Source organism: Pedobacter panaciterrae (genome assembly GCF_013204795.1).
Taxonomy (GTDB): domain Bacteria; phylum Bacteroidota; class Bacteroidia; order Sphingobacteriales; family Sphingobacteriaceae; genus Pedobacter; species Pedobacter panaciterrae.
Map to the genome: position 1 here is coordinate 1,070,256 of NZ_JABMKW010000020.1, position 24,148 is coordinate 1,094,403.

Here is a 24,148-nt window from a genome sequence, read left to right on the forward strand (position 1 = left end):
CATACTATGATCATGAACTCTACATTTTTGAGAAGGCTAATTCCACTGCTGGTCTTCCTAATGATATCGGCTGTTTCCGTTCAGGCTCAATACTTTGGACAGAACAAGGTGCGGTATAAAAATGAGAAGTTTAAGGTGCTTCAAACTCCACATTTTGAGCTTTATTATTATCTTAAAAATGAAAAGATGATCCAGAAATTCGCACAGGATGCGGAAACATGGTATAAAATGCATCAGGAGATCTTCAGAGATACATTCCTTAAAAAGAATCCGATAATCCTTTACAACAACCACCCTGATTTCCAGCAGACTACTGCTTTACAGGGTGAAATTGGAGTGGGTACAGGCGGTGTTACTGAGGCGCTTAAGAACAGGGTAATTATGCCTGTAATGGAGCTGAATAACCAAACCAGACACGTTTTAGGTCACGAGTTGGTTCACGCTTTTCAATACCATATCCTGCTTGAGAAAGATTCTATTGGTCTGGAAAACATCAGCCAGATTCCTTTATGGATGATTGAGGGTATGGCAGAATATCTTTCTGTTGGTAAAACCGATGCTTTTACCTCAATGTGGATGAGGGATGCGTTATTAAACAGAGATATTCCTTCATTAAAAGACCTTACCAATTCTAATAAGTACTTTCCGTATCGTTACGGACAAGCATTCTGGACTTTTGTAGGTTCTGTTTATGGCGATACGACTATTGTTCCTTTGTTTAAAGCCACAGCAAGATTTGGATATGAGAATGGATTAAAATATACCTTCGGATATGATGACAATACGTTATCAGGACTGTGGAAAAATGCGATAGAATCGCATTACCGTCCAATGTTAAAGTCTGATAGTTCTCAGATCAAGATCAGCGGTACAAAAATTATCGACAACAAGAATGCGGGAAATATGAACGTGGCTCCTGCAATCAGTCCTGACGGAAAATACCTCTGCTTCCTTTCAGAAAAAGACTTATTTGGCATAGATCTCTTTTTAGCGGATGCCAAGACGGGAAAGATAATGCGAAAGCTAAGTAGTCAGGTAGCCAATTCGCATATTGATGATTTTAACTTTCTGGAATCTGCAGGTGCTTGGTCGCCGGATAGTAAGCAGTTTGCCTTTAGTATTTTTAGTAAAGGTAAAAACCAATTGATGGTGATCAATGTTGACAATGGAAGCGTTGCTTTAAGAACGGATATGGGTAATGTTGAGCAGTTTGGAAACCTTACCTGGGCACCAAATGGAGATGATATTGCATTCTCTGGAATGGTTGAGGGACAGAGCGATATTTTCACTTACAATATCAAAACGAAAACGGTAACTCCGATTACCAATGATGCTTATTCTGATTATGCACCTAGTTATTCTCCTGATGGAAAAAAGCTCGTTTTTTCCTCAGATAGAGCTTCAATGATGAAAAACAGCAGCAATGCTGTACACCCGATCAACCTTTCAATATATGATATTGAAAGTAAGTCGTTAACAGATGTACCTGTATTCCCTGGTGCAAACAACTTAAATGCGCAGTTCTCTGGCGATAGCAAAAGGTTATTCTTCTTATCTAACAGAGATGGTTTCAGGAATTTATATGAATATAATCTTGGCGATAATACCGCAAAACAACTTACCGACTACTTTACCGGTATTAGTGGTGTTACCGAATTCTCGCCAGCTATTTCAGTTTCGAGAAACGACGACATTATTTATAGCTACTATCGCTACCAGAGATATACTTTGTACAACTCTCCTGTCAGCAATTTCAAATCAAGACCGGTTGATGTAAATGAAGTGAATTTCGACGCTGCGATATTACCTCCAATGGAAAACACCGGGGTTGACATTGTAAATTCTAATCTTGGAAACTTTGAAAAGTTTGAAAAAACCCTTACTGATTCCATGAAACTGGTTCCATACAAACCAAAGTTCAAACTTGATTATCTGGCCAATAGCGGCGTTGGGGTTTCAACCAGTAGATTTGGAACTGGAGTTCAGGGTGGTATTGTAGGGATGTTCAGCGATATTTTAGGTAAAAATCAGATCATAGCCAACTTGTCTGTAAACGGCGAAATCTATGATTTTGGTGGCCTTGTAGGTTATATTAACCAGCAAAGCAGAATTAACTGGGGTTTTGCATTGTCGCACATCCCATACATTACTGGTTTTAGAGACATTGCGGCAGAACAAATTGATCAGAGTGATGGCAGTAAGCTAAATGTTATAAATGACAGAACAAATCTGATACGGACATTTGAAGATCAGATGCAGTTATTTGGTGCATATCCATTTAATAAGGTACATAGGTTTGAACTTGGCGGCGCATTTTCTCGTTATAGTTACCGCATAGATCGTATAAGTAATTATTATGATGAAACAGGCTCATACTATCTTGGTTCTGAAAAGAAAAAAATACCAACAGATCAGGCTTCGCAGGAATTAGGTATACCATTTAATTCATTTACTATTTTCCAGGCTAATGCATCATTTGTTGGCGATAACTCTATTATGGGGGTAACCTCTCCTCTTGATGGATTTAGATATAGAGTTGGAGCCGAGCAATATTTTGGCGATTACAGTTTCTCGGCCATCACGGTTGATTTAAGGAAATATGTGCGTGTTAAACCTTTCACCTTTGCAGCCAGAACTTATAACTACATCAGGATTGGAAGAGATGGCGAAAACCTATACCCATTGTATGCAGGATATCCGTATTTAATAAGAGGTTACGAAGCGAACTCTATGTATAAGAGTAATGATTTAGGAGGGAACTTCGATATCAATCAGCTATCTGGAAGTAAGATAGCAGTAGTGAACTTTGAAGTCCGCCTACCATTTACAGGCCCTAAAAAGTTAGCTCAAATACCTTCTAAGTTTTTATTTACTGATTTAAACCTGTTCTTTGATGCAGGATTAGCATGGGATGAAGATTCAAAAGTATCTTTCAAAAGCCAGCCTAATGGTGTGTTATTGCCAAACGGCAAACCTGCTGAAAGAGTACCAGCACTAAGTGCCGGTGTTTCCGTTAGGGTGAATGTATTTGGTTACTTTGTATTGGAACCTTATTATGCTTTCCCGTTCCAACGTAAAGATGTTAAAGCCGGTGTTTTTGGTTTAACATTTGCTCCTGGTTGGTAAGACTGTTATTTAATGATCGTATAAAAAGGCTCGAATAGAATATCTATTCGAGCCTTTTTTGTTTTAAGAGTACATAGTAAATGGCAGGTTAACCTGATTGATCAGCTTCTTGCTGGAAATGATATGCTCAAAATCCAACCCTATCGTTAAATCTACCCAATCAGGATTACATGACCTCACAACCCGCTCCTTTTGCATCCTGGTGAATCTGCTCATTATTTTAAATCTGCTTAAAGCCTGTGCTTCTGTTTTAAATTCTTCAAAATACACCAATCTGGTAAGTTGTTGACTGCTATCAAAAAACAAGCAAGGCATTTGCTTGTAGAAATCCAGCGTCTTAATTAAATCAGAACTCATTCCAACGTGTAAACTAGTACGGTTTCTGTCTGTTACAATGTATACGAACTTTTTCATGGCCTTAAGCTTAAATTATTATTAACTAAATTAATTAGTACTCCTTTTGGATATGCAAATAAATAATACTAACTTTATTGGCACAATAATACTAACTATTTTAGTAAAAACAAATAAATTTTAAATTTTTATTTTATGTCAAATATTTCATCCAACCTTAAGTACTTAAGAAAGAAAAAAGGCCACACACAGCAGCAATTCGCTGATGCAATGGAAATTAAAAGATCATTGATTGGTGCTTACGAAGAGGACAGAGCGGAACCAAAATATGATTTACTAAAGAAAATAGCAGAATATTTTGAACTGACTATAGATGAATTTATCAATGAAAATATAAACGACAGCTGGAAACCCAAACCAAAAAGCCAGGGTTCGAACCTTAGGATACTAAGTATATCTGTCGACAAAGACGACAATGAGAACATCGAGATGGTTCCTGTTAAAGCTAGCGCCGGATATTTAAATGGCTTCGCAGATCCACAGTATATTAAAGACCTTCCCAAATTTCAATTGCCATTGCCCTTCCTAAAACAAGGAACGTTCAGAGCTTTCGAAATCGTTGGCGATTCTATGTTACCTATCCAATCGGGAAGCGTAATATTAGGGGAATATATGGATAACTGGAATGATGTAAAAACTGGCGAAACCTATGTTATTGTGAGCAAGAATGAAGGTGTGGTTTATAAAAGAGCCGGCAACCGCTTTAAAGAAAACAAAGAACTGAAGTTAATCTCAGACAATAAAGTATATGATCCTTATACCATAGCAGCGGAAGATATTCTTGAAATATGGAAAGCAAAAGCTTATATTTCATCTACCCTGCCCGACCCTACACCTGAACCTACTATTGAAACGCTAACAAATATGATGTCTCAAATGCAAAAATCTATATCACAGCTAAACAAAAACTAATACGCCCCAGAACAGCACTAAATGAATAAAGCTGAGCAATTCATAAACGAAAGGCTACTCAACAGAACAGAAAAAGGCTCATTAAGGAAATTATCTGCAAAGATTTTCCCTGTTGATTTTTGCTCTAATGATTATCTGGGCTTTGCAAGATCGCCTCAATTAAAAAATGCAATCAATGAGACTTTATTGCATATGCCACATTATGGTAATGGCGCTGCAGGTTCTCGTTTGCTAAGTGGCAATCATGCTTTTACTGAAGAGACTGAAGCTTTTATTGCTGACTTCCATAACGCAGAAAATGGTCTTGTCTTTAATTCTGGATACGATGCCAACGTAGGTCTTATTTCAAGCTTAGCACAGCGCGGCGATACCATTATATCTGATGAATTGATTCATGCCAGCCTTATAGATGGTGCCCGACTAACTCATGCCAACCGATATTCCTTTAAACATAACAATCTTAACGACCTTGAAGCCAAACTAAAAGTTGCAAAAGGAAATGTTTATGTGGTTGTAGAAAGTGTTTATTCTATGGATGGTGACGTTGCGCCACTTACTGAAATAAATAGCCTGTGTGAAAGATATGAGGCAAACCTGATTGTTGATGAAGCGCATGCTTTGGGTATTTTTGGGAATTATGGACGGGGGTTAGTACAGCAGGCAGGCCTGGAAAATAAAGTATTTGCACGCATCGTTACTTTTGGCAAAGCATTGGGCTGCCATGGGGCAATTGTATTAGGAAGCCGTGCATTACGCAACTACCTCATCAATTTTGCACGTTCCTTCATCTACTCTACAGCAGCTCCTATTCATGCTATTGCAGCTATAAGAAGTGCTTACCAAATGCTGACTGATACAGATTACCGCCCATTAATTGCAGAGAAAATAGCTTTGTATTCACGCTTAATTAGCAACTCGGGCATTCAGGATATTCAACCAAGCCCAAGTACAATACAAACTATTATATACAACAGCAACCAAAAAGCTAAATTTGCTGCCGAAACATTACAAAATAAAGGTATAGATGTTCGTGCTATCTTAAGCCCTACCGTTGCAGAAGGTAAAGAGCGGCTAAGGATATGCTTACATCTGTTTAATACCGATGAAGAGATTAAGATGCTTGTAGACCAACTCATATTATTAAAAGAACATGAATAATACATATTTTATTACCGGAATAGGAACTGGTATTGGTAAAACAATTGTAAGCTCAATATTAACAGAAAAACTACAGGCAGATTATTGGAAGCCCATTCAGTCAGGAGATCTGGAAATAAGCGATAGCTTATTTGTTGGAAACCTGATAAGCAATACCAAAACAGTTATACACCCTGAACGATACAGACTCGGCCAGCCACTTTCTCCCCACTTGTCGGCCAAAATAGATGGTGTTCACATTACCACTGATTCTATAAAAAAACCGATAACGGATAACAGTCTGATTATTGAAGGCGCGGGAGGTTTAATGGTACCATTGAACGATAAGGAACTTATATGCGACCTGATCAAATCACTTGATGCAAAGGTTATTGTAGTTTCTCAGAACTACCTTGGCAGCATTAACCATACCTTACTTACACTAGAAGTCCTTAAAGCAAACAAGATCTCTGTAGAGGGGCTAATATTCAACGGCCCTGCAAATGCAGAGACAGAAGATTACATCCAGAACTATAGCGCGGTTAAGGTAATTGGAAAAGTTCCTTTTATGAGTAGAATCGACAAAGAACATATCATCACTGCCGGTCAGCACATTAACTTATAAAATATACGACATAAAAAAGGGAGCTATTAGCTCCCTTTTTTATAACTTAAGTTATATCTATTTTACTGCATCAATTACAGCTTTAAAAGCTTCTGGATGGTTCATAGCTAAGTCAGCTAAAACTTTACGGTTTAAACCGATATTTTTAGTGGCTAATTTACCAATTAATTGAGAGTAAGATATACCGTGTTGACGTGCTCCAGCGTTGATACGTTGAATCCACAATCCACGAAATTCTCTTTTCTTAACTTTACGGTCACGGTATGCATATTGCAAACCTTTTTCTACCGTATTTTTAGCAATGGTGAAAACCTTGCTTCTTGATCCCCAATAGCCTTTGGCTAAATTTAGGACTTTTTTCCTTCTTCTTCTCGAAGCTACTGCGTTTACCGAACGTGGCATGTTTTTGTTGTTTTTGATAAACGGTGTTGCGTATTACAGCAAACTTACTACCGGTTACCTGGTTAAAAATTTAATTATTTACCGATTGCAAGCATACGTTTAACGTTGCCCATATCAGCATCAGACACCATTGATGTTTGACCTAAGTTACGCTTACGTTTAGTCGACATCTTTGTTAAGATGTGGCTTTTGTATGCGTTCTTTCTTGCGATTTTACCTGTTCCAGTAAGCGAAAAACGCTTTTTAGCACTGGAATTGGTTTTCATTTTTGGCATAACCTGTTTTTATTATATGTAATTTATTTATTTCTTAGCAACTTTTGGAGCAAGTGTTAAAAACATACGCTTACCCTCTAATTTAGGTAGCAATTCTACCTTACCTATGTCTTCAAGAGCCTGAGCAAATTTAAGAAGAAGAATCTCTCCCTGTTCTTTATAAACGATTGCTCTACCTTTAAAGTGAACATAAGCTCTAACTTTCTCACCATTTTCAAGGAAACTAACAGCATGCTTTAGTTTAAATTGAAAATCATGATCGTTAGTGTTAGGTCCGAATCTAATCTCCTTAATAACGGTTTGTTTAGCGTTAGCTTTAATCTCTTTCTGCTTTTTCTTTTGCTCGTAAACAAACTTGCTGTAATCGATTATTCTACATACTGGAGGAACTGCATTCGGAGAAATCTCCACTAAATCCAATTCTAACTCATCGGCAAGGGCCAAAGCTTTTGCCAAAGGATAGATCCCCGGTTCAACATTATCTCCAGCTAATCTTACCTCTTGTGCCCTGATAAACTGATTAATATTATGTTCTGCTTCTTTTTTCTTAAAAGGAGGACGTGGTCCCCTATTAAATCCTGGTCTGCCTAATGCCAAATTTGTATCTTATTTAAACTGTTATTTCTTTAATTAATAATTCACTAAACTCTTGCAGGGTCATTTCACCTAAATCGCCTTCGCCATGTTTCCTTACAGAAACCTTTCCTTCAGCCATTTCCTTCTCACCAATAATCAACATATAAGGTATTTTTTTAACCTCTGCGTCTCTGATTTTCCTTCCAATCTTCTCATCACGAAAGTCAATCAGCCCGCGAATATCGGAATTATTTAGTTCATCTGAAACTTTTTTTGCATATTCTTCATACTTTTCTGAGATAGGAAGAATAATAAATTGTTCAGGAGAAAGCCATAATGGGAAATTACCAGCACAATGTTCAATCAAAACTGCGATAAAACGCTCAAGAGAACCAAATGGAGCCCTATGGATCATTACTGGTCTGTGTTTTTGATTATCGCTGCCAGTATATTCCAACTCAAAGCGCTCAGGTAAATTATAATCAACCTGAATAGTTCCAAGCTGCCATTTTCTACCCAATGCATCCTTAACCATGAAATCTAATTTCGGGCCATAAAATGCTGCTTCGCCGTATTCCACAACTGTTGGTAAACCTTTTTCTGCAGCAGCCTCAATAATTGCAGTTTCTGCCAGATGCCAGTTCTCATCACTACCAATGTATTTTGCTCTGTTTTCAGGATCTCTTAAAGAAACCTGAGCGATATAATCATTGAAACCCAATGATTTAAATACGTATAGTACAAGATCAATTACCTTTTTAAATTCCTCTTTCACCTGGTCCGGGCGACAAAATAAATGTGCATCATCCTGAGTAAATCCACGAACCCTTGTTAAACCATGCAGTTCTCCACTTTGCTCATAGCGATATACAGTTCCAAACTCAGCAAAACGCAAAGGAAGATCTTTATACGAACGTGGTTTCACTTTATAAATCTCGCAATGGTGCGGGCAGTTCATCGGTTTAAGGAAAAACTCCTCTCCTTCCTGCGGTGTCTTTATTGGCTGAAATGCATCTTTACCGTATTTCTCATAGTGACCCGAAGTAATGTATAAATTCTTATGGCCAATATGTGGAGTTACAACCTGCTCATACCCTGCCTTACCTTGTGCTTTTGTTAAAAACTGCACCAAACGCTCGCGCAATGCTGCACCTTTAGGTAACCACAATGGCAATCCCATGCCTACTTTTTCAGAAAAAGCAAATAGTTCAAGCTCCTTACCTAACTTTCTGTGATCTCTTTTCTTAGCTTCTTCAATCATATGAAGATATTCAGTAAGTTCACTTGCTTTAGGGAAAGTAACACCATAAATACGTGTAAGCTGTTTTTTAGTTTCGTCACCACGCCAGTAAGCGCCGGCAACATTCATCAACTTAACAGCTTTAATAAACCCTGTATTAGGAATATGTGGGCCACGACATAAATCGGTAAATTGTCCCTGAGTATAAAAAGTGATTTTACCATCTTCAAGGCCATCAATAAGATCTAACTTATATTCGTCTCCCTTTTCAGTAAAATACTTAACAGCATCAGCTTTTGAAACTGATTCTCTAACAAAAACCTCTTTCTGTTTTGCCAGTTCAATGATTTTTGCTTCGATAGCTTTAAAGTCATCAGAAGAAAACTCTCTGTCGCCAAAATCTACATCATAGTAAAATCCGGTTTCAATAGCTGGACCGATACCAAATTTTGTACCAGGGTATAATGCTTCCAATGCCTCGGCCATAATGTGGGCCGATGAATGCCAGAAAGTAGCTTTACCTGCAGTATCGTTCCAGGTTAAAAGTTTTAAAGAAGCATCAGACTCTATTGGTCTGGATGAATCCCAAACTTCGCCGTTAACTTCGGCAGCCAAAACATTCCGGGCTAAACCCTCAGAAATTGATAATGCAATTTGATGGGCAGTTGTGCCCTTTTCGTACTGACGGCTAGAGCCATCAGGCAGTGTAATGTTAATCATCTACAACTATGATTTAAAAATTAATAAAATTTGTGTTATAAATCACCTACAATGTGATTCTGAATTACAAAGTTAACTAATATTCCGTACTTTCTAACCATCCATTTGCCAATACATCGGCTAAGTGCATCGTTTTAAGTGGGATATTATTTTTATCGATGTAACCCTGTAAATGCATCAGGCATGATAAATCTGTAGAAATCACATACTCAGCACCTTGCTCCAAAGCATTATTCACCTTCTGCTCAGCCATTGCCGATGAAATGGCATCAAACTTAACTGCGAATGTACCACCAAAGCCACAGCACATATCAGTATCCTTCATCTCTACCATTTCCAATCCGTGTACTTTAGACAAAAGTAGCCTTGGTTCTTCTTTGATTTTGCATTCGCGTAGTCCGCTACATGAATCATGATAAACAGCCTTTCCATCCAGCTCTGCCCCAAAATAGTCTCTTTTAAGAACGTTTACCAGAAAATCTGAAAGCTCAAAGATATTGGATTGGATATTCCTACATTTGTTATGCACGGTAGTGTTGGTAAAAAGATCACTATAACCACTTTTAACCATACCTACACATGATGCGGATGGAGCTACTATATAATCTGTTTCCGAAAAATCACTAAGGAACTTAGTGCCTGTTTCCTTTGCCTGCTCCCAATAACCGGCATTATAGGCAGGCTGGCCGCAGCAGGTCTGATTAGAATTATAGAACACCTCACAACCAGCCTTCTCCAATAACTTTATGGTATTAAATGCCGTTTCCGGATATAACTGGTCTACGAAACAGGGTACAAATAATTCTACTTTCATTAATATTATATTCTCTACTATTTAAGTCAAAAGTGACCATTTTATTTAAGTTAAAACGAGCATTACCACGCATTTATTTTAAAGCAATCGTCAAGCATTTATGTCAAGCATTTATAAAACAGATCTCTTTTCAACGCTTTTTAATACCACCAAAAACACCAAACCAATTATAAAAAATGATGCCAAAGCTATTATGGAGTTCCGCATATTCCCCGTTACTTCCTCAATGTAAGCAAAACTAAACAAACCAATTACAATGGCCATCTTTTCGGTTACATCATAAAAGCTAAAGAATGAGGCTGTATCAGGAGTATTGGCCGGCAAATATTTCGAATACGTTGATCTTGACAAGGATTGAATACCTCCCATAATTAAACCAACAATAGCAGCCAATCCATAAAATTGGTATTCATTGGTGATGTAATATGCACAAACACAAGTAGCAATCCAAATGAGTACCACATAGATCAATACACGAACATTTCCAATTTTCTTTGCAAAATAAGACATCATCATGGCACCCAATATGGCCACCAACTGTATAATTAAAATGGTTACAATAAGTTTAGAAGTTCCCAGTTTTAGAGTCTTTTCTCCAAAACCCGCAGCGGCGAGCATAATGGTTTGTACACCCATTGAATAAAAGAAAAATGCCAATAAAAACATTTTAAGCACTTTCATATGGCGTAACTGGTTCCAAACTTTAGACAATTCCTGGAAACCACTTCTTACTACGCTCTTATTAATCGACGAATAATTTGGACTACCTGCAGGAAGCTTTTTAAACGGAATCTGTGCAAAAGCAATCCACCATATACCCACCAGCAAGAACGATAGCCTTGGCGGAAACGATAAATCTGTAATACCAAACAGTTCTGGTTTCAGTACAAAAACAAAGCAAATGATTTGAAGCAAAACACTACCTACATAACCATAAGCAAAACCTTTTGCACTTACCGCATCCTGCTGATCTACAGTAGCTATTTCCGGCAGGTATGAGTTATTAAACAACACCCCTCCTATGTATCCCATGGCAGCTATAGCAAAACAGATGATGCCCAGCTCCAGCGTATCGAGCTTAAAAAAGTACAACCCCATGCAGGCAACACCGCCTATGTAGGTAAAGATTTTCATGAAAATCTTTTTGTTGCCCCTGTAATCTGCAATTGACGAAAGAATAGGTAACAGCAAAGCCATTATCAGATAGGCCACAGATAAGGCATAGTTAGACAAGGCCGTATTGGTAAAAGTTCTTCCAAAAAAGGAAACCTTATCACCATGTTCCTGAGTGGTAGTTATTATGGTATAATAAGCCGGAAAAATGGTAGAAGTAATAACTAGATTATATGCTGAATTAGCCCAGTCAAAGAACGCCCACGAGCGGATGACTTTTTTATCGTTTTTTTGTTCCATGTATTAAATGAGGCACTAAAGTAGCTAAAAAACCGTATTCAGTATTAATTTACTTTCTCCAATTTAGTAGCTCCTGATTTTTTCTCATCAACGTTTTTCGGATTCCCTTTATAATACACCTCACTTGAACCTGCCGTTTTAATTTTCAGATCATTCAGCACATTTATGTTGGCCTTTCCGGTTCCATCGATATTTATATCGTAAATACCTGCTACAAAATCAAATGCATTAACAGTTGATGTTCCCTTAGCTGTTAAATTGTGTACACCGGTTTGCCCGGTCAGTGCAAGTTTACCAATCCCATCAATCCTGGTGGTTAATTTAGACGCACTCAGGTCCAGAGAAACATCAGATGTACCTTCGAGTTTCAAATCAACATCTGTTGCATAAATACGGCCATCGCCAACAACCTTAACAGCTCCTACTGTATTTAGCTTCTTTAATTCACCAATACCTGCATAAACGACTACAGAGTCTGTACCACAATATATTCCATCGTCCAGTTTCACCCTCAGTTCTCCACTGCTCACATCTGTTCTTACCATGTTAACAATACTAGAATCTGCATCAATTTTTATAGCATAAGAACTATCTTGTTTGATCACAAGTTTAATAGCTCCGGTAATTTTTATCTGATCAAAATTCTTTACAACAGCATCCTTAACAATGTGTTTACCCGAATCCTGAATACAATCAGAGGAACATCCTGCTAAAAGAACAGGAATAGCACAAACAATAGCGATAATCTTTCTCATAATATTAAAGGTAATAATTTTTCCCGTCCGTTTTAATTTTCCCGGCATCAAGCAATTCTCTTATCCTGTCTAGTATCTCATTTTCAGCACCAACTTTTATGGCATTTACAAGGTCGTCCAGTGTGTGGGCCTGACTCTGTAACAAAGTAACAATCTCAAAATCTATCTTATCAGATAACTGATCCAGATCTTCAGCTTTTTTCTCTGCAAGGCAGATGTCGCAAACCCCGCATTTTTCAGAATCGGGTTCATCAAAATAAGTCAACAACTGAATGCTTCTACATTCTGCTTTTCCGGCATAAGCCAATACTGCATTTATCTGATCTGTCTGAATTTTCTTTCGTAGTTCGATATACTTTACATCAATGTCTATATGAAGCAGATCAACTCTGGCGCGTATATATTGCAACTGAGGTTGGTCTGTTTGAGGCAAATACGACAAAATACCCTGATCCTGTAAATTGTTCAGCAGCCTGACTACATCATTAAATGATATCCTTACTTTCTTGGCAATATCAGCCTCCTGAATCTTCACATATTGATCAAAGGCACCGCCATATGATCTTAGAATAGCCTTAATAAGTGGATCATAGCCTGCATTTTCTATCTGAAAGCGATAAACATCTTCGTTGCCAACTGTAAACAACACCCTCGATTGTAAAAAAATATTTTCCGACAAGGTGATATACCCATCACGTTCCAAAAACTTAAGAGCGGCAATTGTTTTTACCACGCCCACATTAAACCGTTTACAGAAATCAGCAATATCGAAGTTAAAACTTAAGCCCTCACCAGCACCAAATGCCAGCTGAAAGTAATTGCCCAGATAGTGATATATCTTTTTAATCTCGTCTAACGTAGGAAAACTATTGGCATATTTAGCCTGCAGGGCCATCTGATCTGATTTATTGGACAATAGAACACCGTATGATCTTTTACCATCCCTTCCTGCCCTGCCGGCTTCCTGATAATATGCTTCTAAACTTTCTGGTAAATCCAGGTGAACTACAAAACGAACATCAGGTTTATCTATTCCCATTCCAAAAGCATTGGTGGCCACCATTACGCGAATGATGTTCCGCTTCCAGTTTTCCTGCCTTTTAAAGCGTTCTTCCTTTTCAACTCCCGCATGGTAAAAATCAGCAGCAACGCCATTTCGCTTTAAAAACAATGCTATTTCCGAAGTTTCCCTCCGGTTCCGCACATACACCAATCCGCTGCCCTTTACATTCTTAACAATATCTATCAGTTTTCTGTGCTTGTCTTCATCGTTTAAAACCACATAACTCAGGTTTTTCCGAGCAAAACTCTGCACAAAAATCTTTGCATTTTTAAACTGTAATTTCTCTACAATGTCATTTCGCACAAACTGAGTGGCGGTAGCTGTTAAAGCCAAAACCGGCACCTTTGGATGGATCTCTCTGATGGCACTAACCAATAGATATGGTGGTCTGAAATCGTAGCCCCATTGAGAAACGCAATGCGCTTCATCAACCGCTATAAGATTTACATTCATGTAAGAGATCCGCTCTCTAACCAATTCAGAAAGCAACCGCTCCGGAGACAGGTAAAGAAATTTAATATTGCCATAAATGCAATTATCTAAAAGGATATCGATCTCTCTTTTACCCATGCCTGCATAAATGGCCACTGCATTGATCCCATTATCTTTTAACCCCTCAACCTGATCTTTCATTAAGGCTACCAGGGGCGAAATAACAATACATATTCCCTCCATAACCATTGCAGGTACCTGAAAGCAAAGCGATTTACCTCCTCCTGTTGGCAATAATGCTAAGGTGTCATTTCCGTTTAAAACCGATGCAATAATTTCATCCTGTGATGGCCTGAAACTATCAAATCCCCAGTATCGTTTTAATATCTCTACTTCACTCATAAAAAGGTTAAGCCCAAAACTATAAAAATGAACTGATATTACTAAATTGCGGGCTAATTAACACCCGTCGCTTATGAAAACATCATTACTACTATTATGTTTCCTACCTATACTTCATTTCAGCTATGCCCAGGAAAAAAAATGGGATGTCGAAAAATTTCATGGACCCACTAAAACGTTTAATATCAGCACAGACGAGGGTACATGGATGAATTTGGATGTAAGCGCCGATGGTAAAGATATCGTTTTTGATCTTTTAGGGGATATTTACACTATGCCCGTTACAGGTGGCACAGCTGCGTTGTTAAGCGGGGGCGTTGCCTGGGATGTTCAGCCGCGCTTTAGCCCCAATGGGAAGTATATATCCTATACCAGCGATAAAACCGGAGCCGACAACATCTGGATCATGAACCGCGACGGGTCTAATAAAAGGCAAGTTACCAAAGAAACATTCAGACTGTTAAACAATGCCACATGGATGCCAAACAGCGATTATCTGATTGCCCGGAAGCATTTTACTGGCAGCCGTTCTTTAGGCGCCGGAGAAATGTGGATGTACAGTATATATGGTGGCGAAGGTGTACAATTAACCAAAAGAAAAAACGATCAGCAAGATGCGGGTGAGCCTAACGTATCGCCTGATGGCAGATACCTATACTTTAGCGAAGATGTATCGCCAGGTCCTAACTTTGAATATAGCAAAGACCCTAATGGTGTAATATATGCGATCCGTCAGCTAGACATGATTACCGGCAAATTAACAGATCTGATAGAGCAACCAGGGGGTTCAGCTCGTCCTCAGATCTCGCCCGATGGCAAAATGATGGCTTATGTTAAACGGATCAGATTAAAATCTGTACTTGTTGTACAGAACATCAATTCCGGCGAAGAATGGACACTAACAGAAGACCTTACCCATGACCAACAGGAAACGTGGGCCATATTTGGTGTTTACCCCAATTTTGCGTGGACTCCTGATTCTAAAAACATCATTTTTTATGCTAAAGGAAAAATCAAAAAGATAGAGCTCAGTTCATTGGTTATTTCCGATATCCCTTTTAAAGTAACAAGCACGCAGACCATACAGGAATCTCTGCATTTCCCAAAACAAGTATTCAGCGCTGAGTTCACCTCAAAAATGATCAGACAGCTAACTACCTCACCCGATGGTAAGTTTGTTGTATTTAATGCAGCAGGATTTTTATATAAAAAAGAACTGCCAAATGGTACTCCTGAAAGGGTTACCAATGGTATTGATTTTGAATTTGAGCCAGACATTAGTCCGGATGGAAAATTTGTAATTTACACTACCTGGAGCGATGAGTTTAAAGGCTCCATTAAAAGAGCTGACCTTAAATCTGGCAAAACCATACCACTTACTGATGAAAAAGGCCTCTATTACTCCCCTTCCTACTCTACCAAAGGCGATAAAATTGTTTACCGTAAAGGCGTTGGAAACGATGTTTTAGGATATGCTTATGGCCGCGGCACAGGTATATTTACCATGTCGGCAGATGGAACAGCAAAAACACTGATCTCCGAAAACGGCATAAAGCCACAGTTTAACAAAGACGATACCCGCATCTTTTTTCAAGGAAATGAGGATGGCAAAAAGGCATTTAAAAGTGTAGATCTAAATGGCGGCAATCCGCGTACTCATTACACCTCTACCTATGTTACCCAGTTTTGCCCAAGCCCTGATGGCAAATGGATGGCATTTACAGAGCTATTTAATGTATACATCACCCCGATGGTTACCACAGGATCGCCTTTAGAGCTTTCATCAACAAACAAATCTATTCCGCTAACCAGAGTTACTAAAGATGCGGGAACTTATTTGCATTGGAGTAATGATGGCAGCAAATTACTATGGACATTAGGGCCGCAATACTTTAGTCGTGAAATTAAAAACACCTTTAATTTTGTAGACGGTGCTCCACAAACCATTCCGCCACCAGATTCTATAGGTGTTTCTATTGGCCTGCGTCTTAAAACAGATGTGCCAGACGGTATAACTGCCTTAAAAGGTGCCAGGATAATTACCATGAAAGGTGATGAAGTTATTGAAGAAGGAACCATTATAATAGATCATAACAAAGTTGTAGCAGTAGGTAAAGCAAGCGAAGTAAGTATACCGCAGAATGCTAAAGTGATTGATGTAACGGGAAAAACAATAATGCCGGGTATTATTGATGTACACGCACATTTACGCACCAGTCCGGACGGCATTAGTCCGCAACAAGATTGGTCATACCTTGCTAACCTTGCTTTCGGTGTAACTACCTCACACGATCCATCGAGCAATACAGAAATGGTGTTTAGTCAATCAGAGATGATCAGGTCAGGCCGCATGGTAGGGCCAAGATTATATTCAACGGGTTCTATATTGTATGGTGCAGATGGCGATTTCAAGGTAGTCATTAACAGTTTAGATGATGCTTTATCTCACCTCAGAAGGTTAAAAGCAGTGGGCGCCTTCTCTGTTAAATCATACAACCAGCCTCGTCGTGACCAGCGTCAGCAAATATTAGAAGCCGCACGGCTATTAAAAATGGAAGTAGTTCCAGAAGGTGGTTCTACATTCTTTACCAACATGAACATGATTTCTGATGGTCATACCGGTATTGAACACAGCATCCCGGTTGCTCCGGTTTATAAGGATGTAGTTTCTTTCTGGAATAATACCAAAGTGGCCTACACACCTACCCTTATTGTAAGTTACGGCAGTCAGTGGGGCGAGAACTATTGGTACGACAGAACCAATGTTTGGGAAAATGAAAGGTTAATGGCATTTACACCTCGCCCAATTATAGATTCACGTTCAAGAAGAAGAACTACTTCGGAATACGGAGATTACGGCCACATTGAAGTATCAAAAGCAGTTAAACAAATTGCTGACGGCGGCACAAAAGTAAACTTAGGTGCCCACGGACAAATCCAGGGTCTGGGAGCGCATTGGGAACTATGGATGCTGGTACAAGGTGGCATGACACCGTTACAAGCCATCAGATCGGCCACGCTAAACGGTGCTTCTTATTTAGGTATGGATAAAGAAATAGGTTCATTGGAAAACGGCAAACTTGCGGATCTGGTAATTATGGATGCCAACCCATTGGACGACATCAGAAACTCAGAAAAAATAAAATATGTAATGGTAAATGGTCGTATTTACGACAGCTTATCGATGAATGAAATTGGCGGTCGCGAAAAATTACGCGGCAAGCTGTGGTTTGAGATGGGCAAAGGTATGGTTTACAGTTTCCCAACAGGAAATGCCGAAACCTGGACCTTTACCACCCCTAATTGCGAGTAAAATCGAATAACCCGTTATTTATCCAGTAACGGGTTATTTAGAATACCGGTAAACAAAATTAGTCCGGTTTTCATTTCGCGGATTGCATATACAAATGGACGATTAATAAGAACAGCGGAAGGTTGTTGCACCGATGTGAGTTCAATTCCAACAGAAGTAACAGCAGCGGCTTCAGTTCCGCTTTCATTTACTTCAATAAAAGTTTTGTGTCTCACCTCGTCTATTTCCAAATGCCCGTCCGGATTAATTCTTGTAAAATCGGCAAAGCCATTTTTACCAAACGCCACTTCCATACCCAGATGTTCTAATTGATCATTTAGTGTAATATCATAGCTAAATTTAAACTTAGGCATTTTTATTTCCATACCGGTTTTCTTTAAGCCTGCCATCCATCCTTTCCATTTTGCAGAAGTAATTGAGCCTGCAAATTCATTAATTGTAGTATTACCATTAGGCAATACAATTACCATACTATATTTCTCGTTCCCATAAGGAAGTTCGTATACATTCGCCTCCTGTGAACTTAAATAATTAACAGAAGCTTGCGCAACCATAAAATCTGTTTGAATCTTATTGTTAGCATCTAAATTAAAATCCGCTTTGGCAGTTTTGTTTTTATCGAACTTATATTTCCAATCGCTTTTAAAGTAAACAGCATTAATCAGGTACATTACCATATCACTACCGATCTCATCAATTATACTTGGAATCTTTCCCTGTGTGCTGTTATTTACCCAGCTATTAATTTTGTCTTTTGCAGTCGGACTTTTAAAATCTAACCCTTCAACTTCGGCATTATAGTTATCGGCATTCACCTTTAGAAAACCAGGCAATGGTGTAAAGGTTTTTTCATACCAAATTGAATTGGCAATTTCTAATGTAGCTTTAGGATCTAGCTGAGGCAATTCAGTTGTTATTTTGTGGTAATAACTGTTTATTTCGGCCTCAGTAAAATCTTTAAACTCCATTGTATTTTTTATGGCCTCCAACGTTGAGCCACTGCTGCCGTTACTGGTCATGCCCAAAGCTATACTTACGCTTAAAGGTGATAGCATGAGGTTTTTACCCGCTAATGGTTTTAACAAAGTTTCCTTAAACAGCTTAAAAGTAAAAGCATTATCGGCTTCTACCTTTTGTTGCTCTCTCGCAGTTAAAATCAGATCTTTTCCCTGGTCTATTGGTTTGCTATCCTTTTTACAAGATGTGGCGGTGATCATTAAAGCGGCAATAGCTAAAAGTAAGATGTGGTTCTTTTTCATCTGGTTAATGGTTTGGTTTACTTCGTTAAACGTATAAATCTGGTGATTCGCTACAGTCTGTTAGAATTCGCACAATGCTTTTTTACAAGCAGTATCAAAACTTTGGTTGTTGGGGCGTTGACAGGGCGTTCGTAAGGCCTTGATAGGGCTAAAACCCTACTAAGGCCCTGCCAATGCCCAATTAAAACCTTATTAAATTTCAAGAAATACATATGATATTATGTCGAATCTATTTATTAGATTTATTAGTAAAAAAAGCTATGGGGATATTACCAAAACAAGTAGCTGCAATTATTCCGGAAAATGCCCGACAATCTGTTAAGCGATCTTTGCAGGGATTCTTTCAATTTGGATTAACAAAAATATCCGGAGGTAAAAGCAACGCATTACTTTGGTCTTATGGTCACTTTGAACTGACACCCTTTACTATATTTCAAGGATTTTCTCAGGGTAAAAACCTTCTACCCAATTTGTATGGCGGTAAAAACTCCATTTGGGAAGATCCGGAATTAAGGGGTATTATCCCAATACAGGATTTTAAAGCACAAAAAGATTTGTTACGTCGTTTAAAAAAAGAAAAAACACTACCACCGGAAACACAACTACAAATAAAGGTAAATACCAATTTTAAAGAAACAATAACTGGCTGTTCCCGTACAAATGGTAAAAAGAACAGGGTTTGGCTAACTCCTGAATTTATAAAATCGGCTTTAGAACTGCATGAAATGGGCATAGCACACAGTGTAGAGGCTTACCAAAATGGCATTCTTGTTGGTGGTGTAATTGGCCTTGCTATAAATGGATATTTCACCTCGTTAAGCTTATTTCATACGGTTGACAATGCCAGTAAAATCGCTTTTTACTATTTACTGGTTAAACTTAAAGACGATGGATTTACTTTACATCTTAGCGGAGCAGCTAATTCCTGGTTCACACAGTATGGAATGGTTAATGTTGAAAAAGAAGAATTCAGGATAAGTTTAATGAAAGCCGTAGCCACCCCGGCTAAATTCACTCCAACGGTTCCTCAGCTATCATTTTAAGAAAAATACTGTCTTACAAATTCTGAGCAATTACATAACCATTTGCCCAGGCCCACTGAAAATTATAGCCACCAAGCCAACCGGTTACATCTATACATTCGCCACCAAAATACAGTCCGGGTATGTTCTTACATTCAAGCGTTTTAGAAGAAAGCTCATTGGTATCAATACCACCCCTCATCACCTCAGCTTTGTCATACCCCTTATCGCCTGCAGGTTTTACCTTAAACAGGTGGATGGTTTTATGGATCAATTCAAGCTCTGCTTTGGTTAATGATGCTACCTGTTTCTCTATTGGCAAAAACTTACTCATTGCATCGGTAAGTTTTTTAGGGTAAAACCGGTTAAACAGGGTTGAAAGTAAAGATTTCCCGTTTGCTCTTCTTTCCTCCTCAATTAAGCTGGTAATATCTTTACCGGGCAACAGATCTATATTTATTTCTTCACCCCTTCTCCAATATGAAGAAATCTGTAAAATAGCAGGGCCACTAAGTCCCCAATGTGTAAACAAAATATTCTCTTCAAAAGAGATGCGATCGTTGCTTACTTCGCAAAAGACACTGTTTCCTGATAACTGAGCGTACCAGTCTTCATCTTTACCTGTAATGGTTAATGGCACTAAAGCAGGTGCAGTTTCGATAATATTTAAGGCGTGTTTTCTGGCAAAACGAAGCGCAAAATCTGTTGCACCCATTTTAGGAATAGGCAACCCACCCGTAGTTATTACCAGCTTGGGAGCCTTTAAAGTACGTTGTTTCCCTCCTTTTTCATATTTTATGGTAAAGGAGCTATCGTTAACAAATTCTATTTCCGATACCTGTGCATTGCAGATAATCTGTTGCCCAAAATCAGCACATACAGAGGTAAAAACATCTACAATGTCTTTGGCATTTTTGCCATCTGGAAAAAGCTGACCCAAAGTTTTTTCTTTTCCTGTGATGCCATAAGCTTCAAAAAAACTGACGGTATCGTCAACAGTCCACTGTGTAAATGCCGATTTGCTGAAATGTTTATTGTTAGATATAAACTGTTCATCGGTAGCAAACAGGTTGGTATAATTACACCTTCCACCTCCTGAGATCAGGATTTTAGCTCCCGGTTTATCGCTTTTTTCCAGCAAGATAACCTTTTTACCAAGGTAACCTGCCTGTACGGCGCACATCAAACCACACGCTCCGGCTCCAATAATTATAGCATCTGCATCCATCAATCCGTTTATATTGTTATTTTTGTGCAAAATAAGCATAACTTTTTCATAGTAGATATGGCAAAACAGATAAGTGATTTAAAATTGGGCATACTTGGAGGCGGACAATTGGGCAGAATGCTGATACAAGAGGCCATCAATTATAACTTAACCACTTTAATTTTAGATCCCGATACCGACGCACCTTGTAAACATATAGCGAACTATTTTGAGTGTGGCTCAATTACTGATTTCGACACCGTTTATAATTTTGGAAAAAAGGCCGACATCATCACTATTGAAATAGAGAAAGTAAATATTGAGGCACTTGAGCAATTGGAAAAAGAAGGAAAGCATGTTTATCCACAATCGAGGGTAATCCGTTTAATTCAGGATAAAGGTGTTCAAAAACAGTTTTTTAAAGAAAATGATATTCCTACCGCCCCATTTCAACTGGTAAACAGTAAGGCAGAGATGTTAAACAGCAACATTCCTTTCCCTTACATGCTTAAACAGCGCAAAGACGGCTACGATGGTAAAGGGGTAATGAAAATAAACCATGCCGCAGATGTTGAAAATGCCTTTGAAGGGCCTTGTTTGATTGAGGAACTTGTAGATTTTGAGAAGGAGATTGCAGTTATTGTGGCAAGAAACCCGAACGGAGATGTAAAAACTTTTCCTTTGGTTGAGATGGAATTTAATGCTGAAGCAAACCTGGTTGAGTTTTTAATCTCTCCTTCCACCTATCCTGAAGCGATTCAGGAAAGAGCTGAAGTTATTGCTAAAAACATCGCTTCATCATTAAATATTACCGGATTATTGGCGGTTGAAATGTTTATTACCAGGGATGGCAACATCTTGGTAAATGAGCTTGCACCTCGCCCTCATAATAGCGGTCATCATACTATAGAAGGCAATTATGTATCTCAGTTTGAGCAACATTTAAGGGCTATTTTTAACTTACCTCTGGGCGACACCCGTGCAATAAACAATGCGGTGATGATTAACCTGCTTGGTGAAAAAAACCATAATGGGGTGGCAAAGTACCATGGACTAGAAAAAATCATGGCAATTGATGGTGTATATGTACATTTGTACGGAAAAAAATATACCAAGCCTTTCCGTAAAATGGGTCACATTACTGTTGTTGACCAAAACCGCGAAAGTGCAATAGAAAAAGCAAATTATATTAAAAATACATTAAAAGTTATTTCCTAATGAGCGTACAAGTTGGCATTATAATGGGTAGCAAATCGGATCTTCATATTATGAAGGATGCTGCTGATGTTTTTAAAGAATTCGGGGTCGAATTCGAAATGACAGTTGTTTCTGCTCACCGTACTCCTGAAAGGATGTTTGATTATGCAAAACAGGCTGCTGGCCGTGGTTTAAAGGTAATTATTGCGGGTGCCGGAGGTGCAGCACATTTACCTGGAATGGTGGCTTCTATTACCGTTTTGCCGGTAATTGGAGTTCCTGTAAAATCTTCAAATTCTATTGACGGATGGGATTCTATCCTTTCTATTTTACAAATGCCTAATGGTATCCCCGTTGCAACTGTTGCACTTAATGCAGCAAAAAATGCCGGTTTGCTTGCTGTTCAAATACTTTCTACTGCTGATGCAAGTCTTGCTGTTAAAATGCAGGCTTATAAGGATGAGCTTAGAAAGAAAGTTGAAGAAAGCGCTTTAGAGCTTTAGAGTATTTAGACATTAGTACTTGGACATTAGTAGTTATGCCCCTTGTCTAAATACTAATATCTAAATACTAATTACTAATTCAAATTAGGATTACTTGGAAAATTGCTAACATGCGCATATTTTGGTCCAAGGTTAATGATCACCTCTCGCCATAAATCTTCTTCATCGTTAGAAAAAACCACATCAGCCTGATAAGTGTCTGATACAATCCATGTATTTTCTTTAAGCTCATCTTTAAGCTGCTCTACACCCCAGCCAGAATAGCCAATAAAAAACTTGATTTCGCTGGCTTGGATAAATCCATTGCTGATGAGAATTTTCAGTGCTTCAAAATTGCCTCCCCAATAAACACCTTTTGCAATTTCTTCGCCACCATTTAGCTTATCATAACAGCGATGCATGAAATGAACGGTATCGGTTCCAACAGGGCCACCGATATATACCGGGAAGTCTGCTTTATCCAGTTCAGGGATTAAATCGCTCAGCACAAGTGCACTTCTTTGGTTTAAAATAAAACCAACAGTTCCCTCATCCTGATGCTCTGTAATTAAAACTACCGAACGTTTAAAATTAGGATCCATTAAAAATGGTTCAGAAATTAATAATTTACCTACAGATGGTTCTAAGCGACTTAACATTTTAGAAATTTAAAACAAAATTAACTAAACTAACCCTATTTTTGTGTATGGACCTTACTAAAGAAAATATACAAAACCTACGCCAAGATTATCGCTCGGCAAGTCTTTCTGAAAATGATGTTGATAGCAATCCAATTCTTCAATTTAAAAAATGGTTTCAGGACGCTGTCAGTTCACAGCTATATGAACCTAATGTGATGACGCTTGCTACTTCCGATAGGTTTGGAAAGCCCACGGCAAGGATAGTATTATTGAAAGGTATTGATGAGGATGGTTTTGTATTTTACACCAATTACGAGAGTAAAAAGGGCCGTGATCTAGTAGAAAACCCACAAGCAGCCCTTGTTTTCTTTTGGCCTGAGTTAGAACGACAAGTGCGTATAGAAGGTGTGGTAAGTAAGGTTAGTGAGGAGACTTCTTCCGAGTATTTTCACTCGCGTCCAATAGGTAGTCAAATTGGAGCAATGGCATCTCCTCAGAGTAAAGTAATTAGCGACAGGGAATCGCTAGAGCGTAAAGTTGAGCAACTTACTACCCAATATGCTGATCAGGAAATCCCACGTCCGTTACATTGGGGTGGTTATTTAGTGGAGCCTACTCATATAGAATTCTGGCAAGGCAGACCAAGCAGGCTGCATGACAGGATTGTTTACGATTTGGTGGAAGGTTCGTGGATTATCAATAGATTAGCTCCGTAAAAAAA

The 24,148-nt window shown here is 38.6% G+C and carries 21 protein-coding genes; 9 read left to right on the forward strand and 12 right to left on the reverse strand.

Annotated elements, in window-relative coordinates; genetic code table 11:
* Positions 1 to 6 precede the first annotated feature (6 nt).
* Complete coding sequence (locus tag HQN86_RS23470; protein ID WP_172663293.1) at positions 7 to 3,126, forward strand: basic secretory protein-like protein; 3,120 nt, start codon at positions 7 to 9, stop codon at positions 3,124 to 3,126.
* 63 nt (positions 3,127 to 3,189) lie between these two features.
* On the opposite strand, the gene HQN86_RS23475 is transcribed toward HQN86_RS23470, so the two are convergent.
* Positions 3,190 to 3,540, reverse strand: coding sequence for a GIY-YIG nuclease family protein (locus HQN86_RS23475; protein WP_172663294.1), 351 nt, complete (start codon positions 3,538 to 3,540; stop codon positions 3,190 to 3,192).
* A 135-nt stretch (positions 3,541 to 3,675) separates the two neighbouring features.
* On the opposite strand from HQN86_RS23475, the gene HQN86_RS23480 reads away from it, so the two are divergent.
* The 3 genes from HQN86_RS23480 to bioD are packed head-to-tail and all read left to right on the forward strand — an operon-like array spanning position 3,676 to position 6,214.
* A complete protein-coding gene (locus tag HQN86_RS23480; protein WP_172663295.1) occupies positions 3,676 to 4,452 on the forward strand; it encodes an XRE family transcriptional regulator in 777 nt (258 codons plus the stop codon).
* Positions 4,453 to 4,473: 21 nt separating this feature from the next.
* Positions 4,474 to 5,610 (forward strand): aminotransferase class I/II-fold pyridoxal phosphate-dependent enzyme, encoded by a 1,137-nt coding sequence (locus tag HQN86_RS23485; protein WP_172663296.1) that lies wholly within the window; start codon positions 4,474 to 4,476, stop codon positions 5,608 to 5,610.
* Entirely contained in the window at positions 5,603 to 6,214 is a 612-nt protein-coding gene (bioD, locus tag HQN86_RS23490; protein ID WP_172663297.1) for a dethiobiotin synthase, read from the forward strand. The genes HQN86_RS23485 and bioD overlap by 8 nt, the downstream gene beginning before the upstream one ends.
* Before the next feature lie 57 nt (positions 6,215 to 6,271).
* On the opposite strand, the gene rplT is transcribed toward bioD, so the two are convergent.
* The 8 genes from rplT to HQN86_RS23530 form a co-directional block, all read right to left on the reverse strand.
* Positions 6,272 to 6,616: a 50S ribosomal protein L20 gene (gene rplT / locus HQN86_RS23495; protein WP_048905003.1), complete on the reverse strand. Its 345-nt coding sequence runs from the start codon at positions 6,614 to 6,616 to the stop codon at positions 6,272 to 6,274.
* A 74-nt stretch (positions 6,617 to 6,690) separates the two neighbouring features.
* Positions 6,691 to 6,891: a 50S ribosomal protein L35 gene (rpmI, locus tag HQN86_RS23500; RefSeq protein ID WP_048905002.1), complete on the reverse strand. Its 201-nt coding sequence runs from the start codon at positions 6,889 to 6,891 to the stop codon at positions 6,691 to 6,693.
* A 27-nt stretch (positions 6,892 to 6,918) separates the two neighbouring features.
* Positions 6,919 to 7,488, reverse strand: a complete 570-nt coding sequence (infC, locus tag HQN86_RS23505; protein WP_008238148.1) for a translation initiation factor IF-3 — start codon at positions 7,486 to 7,488, stop codon at positions 6,919 to 6,921.
* A gap of 13 nt (positions 7,489 to 7,501) precedes the next feature.
* Positions 7,502 to 9,427: a threonine--tRNA ligase gene (gene thrS / locus HQN86_RS23510; protein WP_172663298.1), complete on the reverse strand. Its 1,926-nt coding sequence runs from the start codon at positions 9,425 to 9,427 to the stop codon at positions 7,502 to 7,504.
* A gap of 76 nt (positions 9,428 to 9,503) precedes the next feature.
* Positions 9,504 to 10,241 carry a (Fe-S)-binding protein gene (locus HQN86_RS23515; protein WP_172663299.1) on the reverse strand — a complete coding sequence of 246 codons (738 nt, stop codon included), beginning with the start codon at positions 10,239 to 10,241 and terminating at the stop codon, positions 9,504 to 9,506.
* A 111-nt stretch (positions 10,242 to 10,352) separates the two neighbouring features.
* The gene (locus HQN86_RS23520) at positions 10,353 to 11,654 is read right to left on the reverse strand and encodes an MFS transporter (protein ID WP_172663300.1); all 1,302 of its coding nucleotides are present in this window, start codon (positions 11,652 to 11,654) and stop codon (positions 10,353 to 10,355) included.
* A gap of 44 nt (positions 11,655 to 11,698) precedes the next feature.
* Positions 11,699 to 12,409, reverse strand: a complete 711-nt coding sequence (locus HQN86_RS23525; RefSeq protein ID WP_246269722.1) for a head GIN domain-containing protein — start codon at positions 12,407 to 12,409, stop codon at positions 11,699 to 11,701.
* A gap of 4 nt (positions 12,410 to 12,413) precedes the next feature.
* Positions 12,414 to 14,306, reverse strand: coding sequence for a RecQ family ATP-dependent DNA helicase (locus HQN86_RS23530; protein ID WP_172663301.1), 1,893 nt, complete (start codon positions 14,304 to 14,306; stop codon positions 12,414 to 12,416).
* A 73-nt stretch (positions 14,307 to 14,379) separates the two neighbouring features.
* On the opposite strand from HQN86_RS23530, the gene HQN86_RS23535 reads away from it, so the two are divergent.
* Complete coding sequence (locus tag HQN86_RS23535; RefSeq protein ID WP_172663302.1) at positions 14,380 to 17,619, forward strand: amidohydrolase family protein; 3,240 nt, start codon at positions 14,380 to 14,382, stop codon at positions 17,617 to 17,619.
* Between the two features lie 14 nt (positions 17,620 to 17,633).
* Here HQN86_RS23535 and HQN86_RS23540 read toward each other — a convergent pair whose 3' ends face one another.
* A complete protein-coding gene (locus tag HQN86_RS23540) occupies positions 17,634 to 18,878 on the reverse strand; it encodes a serpin family protein (RefSeq protein ID WP_172663303.1) in 1,245 nt (414 codons plus the stop codon).
* 260 nt (positions 18,879 to 19,138) lie between these two features.
* Here HQN86_RS23540 and HQN86_RS23545 point away from each other — a divergent pair, with 260 nt between their 5' ends.
* Entirely contained in the window at positions 19,139 to 19,921 is a 783-nt protein-coding gene (locus HQN86_RS23545; RefSeq protein WP_172663304.1) for a leucyl/phenylalanyl-tRNA--protein transferase, read from the forward strand.
* Positions 19,922 to 19,934: 13 nt separating this feature from the next.
* Here the strand turns inward: HQN86_RS23545 and HQN86_RS23550 are convergent, their stop codons facing one another.
* Positions 19,935 to 21,167 (reverse strand): BaiN/RdsA family NAD(P)/FAD-dependent oxidoreductase, encoded by a 1,233-nt coding sequence (locus HQN86_RS23550; protein ID WP_246269723.1) that lies wholly within the window; start codon positions 21,165 to 21,167, stop codon positions 19,935 to 19,937.
* Between the two features lie 18 nt (positions 21,168 to 21,185).
* On the opposite strand from HQN86_RS23550, the gene HQN86_RS23555 reads away from it, so the two are divergent.
* A complete protein-coding gene (locus tag HQN86_RS23555) occupies positions 21,186 to 22,325 on the forward strand; it encodes a 5-(carboxyamino)imidazole ribonucleotide synthase (RefSeq protein ID WP_172663305.1) in 1,140 nt (379 codons plus the stop codon).
* Positions 22,325 to 22,807, forward strand: a complete 483-nt coding sequence (gene purE / locus HQN86_RS23560) for a 5-(carboxyamino)imidazole ribonucleotide mutase (protein ID WP_172663306.1) — start codon at positions 22,325 to 22,327, stop codon at positions 22,805 to 22,807. Before HQN86_RS23555 ends, purE begins: the two co-directional genes overlap by 1 nt.
* A gap of 74 nt (positions 22,808 to 22,881) precedes the next feature.
* Here purE and HQN86_RS23565 read toward each other — a convergent pair whose 3' ends face one another.
* Positions 22,882 to 23,445, reverse strand: a complete 564-nt coding sequence (locus HQN86_RS23565; protein ID WP_172663307.1) for a YqgE/AlgH family protein — start codon at positions 23,443 to 23,445, stop codon at positions 22,882 to 22,884.
* Between the two features lie 47 nt (positions 23,446 to 23,492).
* Between HQN86_RS23565 and pdxH the strand changes: the two genes are divergently transcribed.
* On the forward strand, positions 23,493 to 24,143 hold the full coding sequence (gene pdxH, locus HQN86_RS23570; protein ID WP_172663308.1) for a pyridoxamine 5'-phosphate oxidase: 651 nt from the start codon (positions 23,493 to 23,495) through the stop codon (positions 24,141 to 24,143).
* Positions 24,144 to 24,148 lie beyond the last annotated feature (5 nt).

Bases quoted from the DNA above. Each gene is read 5' to 3' on its own strand.
- bioD (WP_172663297.1), top strand. From the start codon at position 5,603: ATGAATAATACATATTTTATTACCGGAATAGGAACTGGTATTGGTAAA.
- HQN86_RS23515 (WP_172663299.1), bottom strand. From the start codon at position 10,241: ATGAAAGTAGAATTATTTGTACCCTGTTTCGTAGACCAGTTATATCCG.
- HQN86_RS23530 (WP_172663301.1), bottom strand. From the start codon at position 14,306: ATGAGTGAAGTAGAGATATTAAAACGATACTGGGGATTTGATAGTTTC.
- purE (WP_172663306.1), top strand. From the start codon at position 22,325: ATGAGCGTACAAGTTGGCATTATAATGGGTAGCAAATCGGATCTTCAT.
- HQN86_RS23520 (WP_172663300.1), bottom strand. From the start codon at position 11,654: ATGGAACAAAAAAACGATAAAAAAGTCATCCGCTCGTGGGCGTTCTTT.
- HQN86_RS23485 (WP_172663296.1), top strand. From the start codon at position 4,474: ATGAATAAAGCTGAGCAATTCATAAACGAAAGGCTACTCAACAGAACA.
- HQN86_RS23470 (WP_172663293.1), top strand. From the start codon at position 7: ATGATCATGAACTCTACATTTTTGAGAAGGCTAATTCCACTGCTGGTC.
- HQN86_RS23555 (WP_172663305.1), top strand. From the start codon at position 21,186: ATGGCAAAACAGATAAGTGATTTAAAATTGGGCATACTTGGAGGCGGA.
- HQN86_RS23565 (WP_172663307.1), bottom strand. From the start codon at position 23,445: ATGTTAAGTCGCTTAGAACCATCTGTAGGTAAATTATTAATTTCTGAA.
- HQN86_RS23540 (WP_172663303.1), bottom strand. From the start codon at position 18,878: ATGAAAAAGAACCACATCTTACTTTTAGCTATTGCCGCTTTAATGATC.
- pdxH (WP_172663308.1), top strand. From the start codon at position 23,493: ATGGACCTTACTAAAGAAAATATACAAAACCTACGCCAAGATTATCGC.
- HQN86_RS23550 (WP_246269723.1), bottom strand. From the start codon at position 21,167: ATGCTTATTTTGCACAAAAATAACAATATAAACGGATTGATGGATGCA.
- HQN86_RS23535 (WP_172663302.1), top strand. From the start codon at position 14,380: ATGAAAACATCATTACTACTATTATGTTTCCTACCTATACTTCATTTC.
- HQN86_RS23480 (WP_172663295.1), top strand. From the start codon at position 3,676: ATGTCAAATATTTCATCCAACCTTAAGTACTTAAGAAAGAAAAAAGGC.
- rpmI (WP_048905002.1), bottom strand. From the start codon at position 6,891: ATGCCAAAAATGAAAACCAATTCCAGTGCTAAAAAGCGTTTTTCGCTT.
- HQN86_RS23475 (WP_172663294.1), bottom strand. From the start codon at position 3,540: ATGAAAAAGTTCGTATACATTGTAACAGACAGAAACCGTACTAGTTTA.
- thrS (WP_172663298.1), bottom strand. From the start codon at position 9,427: ATGATTAACATTACACTGCCTGATGGCTCTAGCCGTCAGTACGAAAAG.
- HQN86_RS23525 (WP_246269722.1), bottom strand. From the start codon at position 12,409: ATGAGAAAGATTATCGCTATTGTTTGTGCTATTCCTGTTCTTTTAGCA.
- HQN86_RS23545 (WP_172663304.1), top strand. From the start codon at position 19,139: ATGGGGATATTACCAAAACAAGTAGCTGCAATTATTCCGGAAAATGCC.
- rplT (WP_048905003.1), bottom strand. From the start codon at position 6,616: ATGCCACGTTCGGTAAACGCAGTAGCTTCGAGAAGAAGAAGGAAAAAA.